General features: G+C 64.1%; 4 protein-coding genes. All 4 read right to left on the bottom strand.

The window, feature by feature from the left end; translation table 11 throughout:
* On the bottom strand, positions 1-4,019 hold a 4,019-nt coding region (locus VML93_RS04840; RefSeq protein WP_325608232.1), incomplete at its 3' end, for an amino acid adenylation domain-containing protein.
* 15 nt (positions 4,020-4,034) lie between these two features.
* The gene (locus VML93_RS04835; RefSeq protein ID WP_325608230.1) at positions 4,035-4,265 is read right to left on the bottom strand and encodes an MbtH family protein; all 231 of its coding nucleotides are present in this window, start codon (positions 4,263-4,265) and stop codon (positions 4,035-4,037) included.
* Positions 4,266-4,441: 176 nt separating this feature from the next.
* On the bottom strand, positions 4,442-5,707 hold the full coding sequence (locus tag VML93_RS04830) for a glycosyltransferase (RefSeq protein WP_325608228.1): 1,266 nt from the start codon (positions 5,705-5,707) through the stop codon (positions 4,442-4,444).
* A 151-nt stretch (positions 5,708-5,858) separates the two neighbouring features.
* Positions 5,859-6,773 (bottom strand): sulfotransferase family protein, encoded by a 915-nt coding sequence (locus tag VML93_RS04825; protein ID WP_325608226.1) that lies wholly within the window; start codon positions 6,771-6,773, stop codon positions 5,859-5,861.
* Positions 6,774-6,935 lie beyond the last annotated feature (162 nt).

Here is a 6,935-nt window from a genome sequence, read left to right as displayed (position 1 = left end):
TCGCGCCGCCCGGCGATCGGGAACCCCACCGCCACATCAGCACTCGCACTCAACTTGGCCAACAACACCGCCAACGCGGCCTGCACCACCATGAAACCGGTCGCATTATGCGCACTGGCCAGCCCCGCCACCTGCCGCTGCACCTCAACCGGCCACTCCACCGCCACCCGAGCACCGCGCTGATCAGCCACCAACGGGTAGGGCCGATCCGTCGGCAACTGCAGCCGTTCGGGCATCCCGGCCAGCGCATCCTGCCAAAACCGCAACTGGCTGCAGATACGGCTGTCACTGTCCTCCAGATCACCCAGCTGCGCGCGCTGCCACAGCGTGTAATCGGCGTACTGGACCGCCAACTCCGCCCACCCCGGAGCCCGCCCCGCACACCGGCTCGCGTAGGCCACCCCCAAATCCGCCATCAACGGGGTCACCGACCAACCATCCGCGGCGATATGATGCGCCACCCCCACCAACACATGCTCGTCCTCAGCGACCCGGAACAGCCGCACCCGCAACGGAATCTCGGCGGCCAGGTTAAATGGGTACCGCGCCGCGACCCCGATGGCCTCCTCCAAGCGGCCCGCCGCCCACCCGGCGGCATCGACCACGTCCCAACCGAAATCGGCGCGCTCGGCGGGGACGATGAGCTGCCGGGGTACCCCCTCGACCGCGGGGAACCGCGTGCGCAGGCTTTCATGGCGGCCCACCACATCGGCCAGCGCCGCACCCAACACGTCGACATCCAATGCGCCGCCGATCCGCAGCGCGACGACCATGTTGTACACCGGGGAGGGACCCTGCAACTGGTCCAGGAACCACAACCGGGATTGCGCAAACGACAACGGCATCACCGCGGGCCGCTGCACCGCCACCAACGGCTCCAGCCCACCCGTCTGCTCACCGATCCGGGGCGCCAACAGCGCCACCGTGGGCGCGTCGAACACGGCGCGCACCGCAACGCCGGCACCCATAGCCGTGTTGACCGCGGCGACCAGGCGCATCGCCGACAACGAATCCCCGCCCAGGTCGAAGAAGGAGTCGTCGACGCCGACCCGGTCCAGCCCCAGGACGTGGGCATAGATACCGGCCAGGACCTCCTCGGTGGGGTTGGCCGGGGCGCGGTAATGATCGATGTCCTGGTATTCCGGTGCCGGCAGGGCGCGGCGGTCGAGTTTGCCGTTGACCGTCAACGGCAGTGTGTCCAGCGCCACCACCGCGGCCGGCACCATATAAGTCGGCAGCCGCTCGGCCAACGCGGCGCGCAGTGCGGCCGGGTCGGCGGTCCCAGTCACATACCCGACCAGACGCTTGTCGCCGGGCCGGTCCTCCCGGGCGATCACCACCGCCTGCGCCACCCCGTCCAACCCGCCCAACACGGCCTGGATCTCCCCCAACTCGATGCGATACCCGCGGATCTTGACTTGCTCGTCGGCGCGGCCCAGATACTCCAGCTGCCCGTCCGCGCCCCACCGCACCAGATCCCCGGTCCGATACATGCACTGTCCGGGCACTTGCGCCCCGGCGAACGGACACGCCACAAACCGCGAGGCCGTCAACCCCGCCCGACCCGCATACCCATACCCCAGCCCGGCGCCGGCCACATACAGCTCACCCACCACACCCGCAGTCACCGGTCGCAACCACCCGTCCAACACCAGGAAGGCCAAGTGCGCCAAAGGCACGCCGACGGGGCTGGCCGCGCTGTTGGTATCGGCTTCGACAATCTCCCGGAACGAGGCATGCACGGTTGTCTCGGTGGTGCCATATAAGTTCAGTAAGCGCGGCGATCCCGGGTGGTCGTGCAGCCAGTTTCGCAGTCGGTGTGGTTCCAGCGCTTCACCCGCAAAGACCACCGCCTCGAGCTGGAGCTGACGTCCCAGCTCGGGTGATAGCGCATCGACGGTTTGCAGCGCATAAAACGCCGACGGGGTCTGACTCAGGATGCTGACCTGCTCGGCAACCAGCAAGGCGTGGAAATCCTGCGGCGACCGCGCCACCGACTCTGGCACCACCACCAGCCGGCCACCACCAAGCAACGCACCCCAGATCTCGAACACCGAGACGTCGAAGGCCAGGGAATGCCACTGCGTCCATACCCCAGCGCGCTCTAGGTCGCCATCCAGTGATTCCAGCAGCTGCGTCACGTTGCGGTGGCTGATGGCCACGCCCTTCGGTACCCCGGTAGTGCCCGACGTGTAGATGATGTAGGCGATGTCCTGGGGGGTCGGCGCCCGCAGTGCCGTAGTTGGCCCGCTGTCGACCGCGGGGGCCTCGATGTCACCGACGTCGATGACCGGCAGATTGCACCCGTCCAACCGCAACCGCAGCTCGGTGGTGGTGATGGCGGCCATCGGCGCGGCGTCGGCCAGCATGAACTCCATCCGGGCATCGGGCACCGCCGGATCGATCGGCACATACGCCGCCCCGGTCTTGAGCACCGCCAAAATCGCCACGACCGCCTCAACCGACCGGGAAAACAACAGCGCCACCCGCTGCCCCGGACCCACCCCCCGACCCGCCAACAGGTGCGCCAACCGGTCCGCGGCCACATCCAGTTCCCGATAGCTCATCGAGCGGCCCGCACAGGTGACCGCCACCGCATCCGGTGTGCGCGCGACTTGTTCGCCGAACAGCACCGGGATCGACGCTCCGGTCGCCGGCTGCGCCAACGCCGCCCGGTTGCCCCAGCGCTGAAGCCGGACCCGCTCGGGCTCGTCGAGCAAATCCACCGACGACAACAACCGCCCCGGGTCGGCGGTAATCGCCGTCATCACCCGCTCTAACCGCTGTGCTAAACCGCGGGTATCACAATTGGAAAATAATTCCCCAACACCCGTCGTGCTGAGAAAAAGCTCGTCCTCGTTCCTGATAATGACCAGCCCGAACTGATCGACGAGGCCCGTGTGGGTCACGGTCCCCGATCCGGCGGCATCGGCAAAATCCGCTATCCGGGTGGTCGGAATGAAATTAATAACCACTCGGTTCGACGTGTGGCTAGCGTCGCGCAAACGCGCCCGATTCTCCATAGTGCGCACCGGGAACCGCTGATGCCGCAGCGCTTCTTGTATCCGCGTGTCGACATGTTCGCAAAAATCAGCGACCGTCGACCCGGGCGCAGCGTTCAACACCAGCGGTACAACCCCGGAAATCATGCCCGGCACCGTTAGCGACTCGAGACGCACCCGCCTACTTACCGGGAAGTCGAGCACGACCTCCGATCCCCCGCCGTCGCAGCCGCGTACCAGCAGCGCGCACGCCGCGGTAATCACCGACGCTCGACGCACTCCCAACGCGTGCGACAACTCGCGGGTTCCGGCAACAACGAGTGGATCTAATTGAACCGGGGGAGCAGGATCGTTCGCGGTACGCCCACCCGCGTCGGCCCGGCCCAACCCGTAACCTGGCTCACTTTCGACCGGGAGGTGCCCAGTCCAATACGCCTGATCCTCAAGATAATCATTGGACGCTTCGTATTCTGACTCGCAATCGATCAGATTTTTCAGTGACCCAAAAAAAGCAGGAGGAATCGGCGCGCCGGTTGCAATTGATGAATAGACAGTCGCAAGCCGATGACAGACCATACCTATCCCGATGCCGTCTATCACGATGTGATGGCAGCACACGAAAAGATAGAAATCATCTGGCTGCGTTTGCAACAGGGCAAATTTGAACAGTGCGCCATCAAGCGACATCGGAGCACGTTGGATCGACGATGCCAGGCGATAAACGTCGCCAATGGGATCCGGCGAACCGATGAGGTCATCTCGAGCAAGCTCGAAGTTCGGGTAGTCAACCGCCTTTTGGAAGACTTGGCCGTCGACCTCGAAAAAGACAGCCCTAAGGGGTTCGGCCTCGTGAACGACTTGGCGGATCGCCGACTCAAGCAAACCAGGATCGAGCGGGCCTTCGATTCGCCCAAGCATGCCCAGGTGCCACCCCGTGCCGGAGTGACCGGCTTCCTGCGACAGCCAGATATCCAGTTGCCCTCGCGTCAGCGGGAGTCCGCGGTTGTCAAGTTCCATCGGACCGGCCTCTGGCTAGTTAACAAAACCCGGGCTCTGTGCCAGCCTTTCGCGCAGGCTCTTCGGTCGTATGTCGGGCCAGTTTTGTTCGATGTAGTCCAGACACGAAGCGCGGTCTGATTCGCCGTAAACGACGCGCCAGCCGGCCGGAACTTCGGCGAAGGCCGGCCACAAGCTGTGCTGCTCCTCCTCGTTGATCAGGACCAGAAAACTGCCGTTGTCATCGTCAAAAGGGTTGATGCTCACTAGACCTCCGTATCATCGGCCGCCCCGAATGGAAAATACAGAGCCAAATCGTAAGGGACGCTAACGGCATGGACCGCGGTTTCCGCAAAATTTCCCGGACATATTGTTTCGACATACGCTAACCTTGCGGCGCTTCGCTACCCCGCGGACACGGCTTGGACCGGGCCAAGAGCTGGTCATCGAGGACTGCGGCGGGCGAAGTCTTCCACGAGATCCGCGGCAGCGGCAACGCTGGCGGCGGGTTTGGTTATCCGGGTGGCGACCTCGCGGGCTCGAGCGGCGTATTGCGGGGCGAGGATGGTGCGCAGGTCCGCGACCAGCGTTTCCCGGGTGGTGGTCGAAAAGCGCCTAGCGGTGCCCACTTTCAGCATTTTGACCCGAGCTCCCCAGAGCGTCTGATCGATGTCCGTCGAAAGGATCAACGTGGGAACCCCGGCCCGCAGGCTCGCGGCCGTGGTGCCTACGCCACCGTGGTGCACGACCGCGCGACAGGCGGGAAAGGCCTCCGCGTAATTCACTGCGCCCACCACTTTGACGTGGTCGGAATGGGGCGCCTGGCTGAAGTCAGTCCCGGCGGCGCAAACGAGCGCGCGCTCGCCTAACTGCGCACAGACCGCACTGATCATGGCGATCGTGTCGGCGGGAGATTTGACCGGTATGCTGCCGAAGCCAAAGAAAATCGGTGGTGTTCCCGCCGCAACCCACGACAGCACCTCATCGTCGGCATCCGCCGCCATGCCCAGCGTGAGCGCGCCGACAAAACGCCGTTTGTCGTTGTCTTTCGCCCATTCGGCCGCCAACCCGGGAAAGCAAACCTCGTCGTAGGCCTGGATTTCCAGGCATCCGTGCTCGCTGATCCGCCGCGGCAGAGAACGGTGGGCCTTCGGCAGTCTCAGTTCACGGCGCTGCGGGTCCTCGAGTTTCTTGCCCACGCGCCAAGCCAGCCACTCGTACATCTTCATTGCGGAGCGGCCCACCGACGACGGCAGAAATCCCAGGAATTGGCCGTTGGCCCGGTGCGGGAAGATATGCAGCGTGGCCAGCGGAACGTCGTGATACTCCGCGACGTTGAAGGCGGGCTGCTCGAAATTCAGCCCGGTGATTAGCATGTCGGCGCCGTCCGCCAGCGACGTCAGCGTCGTGGCGATTTCATCCCAGCGCTGGATAACGGGCTCCGCAATTTCGCGCCGCAACCTGATCAGATCCGGGATCTTCCAGAAGTTGCCGAAGAAGTACGTCCAGAAGGTGCGGTGCGCGTCCAGAATTGGCTGCACTTCCGGTCCGAAAGCTACCGCCTCAGGTCCCGTCGCCGCGGCGAAAGCAACCAGGTCGGGCGGGACGGCAATGCACACCTGGTGGCCGCGGCGCAGCAGTTCACCGCCTAAGGCCACGCAAGGCTCGACGTCGCCACGGCTTCCATAGCACGCCAGCACAAATTTCATTGCGAATCCTGGCCTTTCACGTCCGGTGCTCGTTCTGCGAAATTAAAGCTGCAGCCTCGTGCCCCGGCTCAGCCGCCGCAGTCTAACCCGGAACCCAAGCTATCAACCCGAAATCAGCAGTTTGGACAAGCCGCGGCGCAGGAGGCGAATTTCAGGCCCAGGTCCCTTTGCGTCGGTGGGCCAATGCGGCGATTTCGAGGATCAGTTTGCGTGGAATGAAGCGCTGCACCTTGGTGACGCGCTGATAGTTGTCGAACGCGCTGCGCAAGCGTTCTTCGCTGGCCCGGTAGTCGCAGAAGACACCGTCCAACTCATCTTCGCTCCACGTGTCGCCGCCGGCGGCCCGGTGCAGATTGTCGTAGGTAGTGGTCAGCCAGTCGGTGCCGAATGGTTCCGGGCATGTGGATCCGTTGGCCTGCTGGTGGCATTCATCGGCGGCGAGGAATTCGTTGATCGCGGTCTCGTCGGGGTTCAGATTGATGTCCAGCGCTGTGGCGATCCTTTTGACCTCTCGGCGCCAATCCTCTAGGAGGTAGGAATATTCCACGAACACGCGGGGCAGCCCGCGTGTGTAGCGTTCAGCGAGCAGGCTGTTTTTCAGCCACAGCGCGGCGGCGAGTTCGGGTTTGACGATTGGCATCATCGCTGTGACGGACTTGATGACTTCGTGGGGGTGGCGTACCGAGATCAGGGTGCCGACGTTGTAACCGGCGATGCGGGCGGCTTCGAACCACATACCCGCTATGGCGGTCATCTGTAGGTCCTTGATGACGTGGAGGTCCGACCGCGGCAGTGTGGTGAGATAGGCGTTGATTTCGGCGATGTCCCTTTCGTCCGCAGGTCTTTCGTGCAGGCGCAGGGTGGGGTCGGCGGAGGCGCTGTGGTGGCGGCGCAGGATTTCTTCGTTCAGGAAGCTGGCTTGGCGTGGTTCCCAAAAGCCCCGCGGGTTGGCTTTCGAGGCGCCGATCATGCCGGGCGGAAGCGTGGCCCCGGAGAGCGCCAGAACGCGGGTGAGCGCGGAGGTGCCGGATCGGGCCATACCCAGTACGAACAAGACAGTTGTCATTTGGCCCCTACCCTTGGCGAATCACTCAGCTACAAATCGCGGCGTCACATTAGACACCGTTAGAACGGTTGATAATACGCGCTCGATATCGACGGTCTCACCGAATACTGCCGTGCGGTCGGACGCGGAGCCGCCCGAATCGTAGAGCACTCTGCCATTGCG

This window comes from Mycobacterium sp. (assembly GCF_035499775.1).
Lineage (GTDB): Bacteria > Actinomycetota > Actinomycetes > Mycobacteriales > Mycobacteriaceae > Mycobacterium.
This window is presented reverse-complemented; position numbering and strand designations above follow the sequence as displayed.

What these genes read in the sequence shown, in the direction of transcription:
- VML93_RS04825 (WP_325608226.1), bottom strand. Translation starts at nt 6,773, where the DNA reads ATGACAACTGTCTTGTTCGTACTGGGTATGGCCCGATCCGGCACCTCC.
- VML93_RS04830 (WP_325608228.1), bottom strand. Translation starts at nt 5,707, where the DNA reads ATGAAATTTGTGCTGGCGTGCTATGGAAGCCGTGGCGACGTCGAGCCT.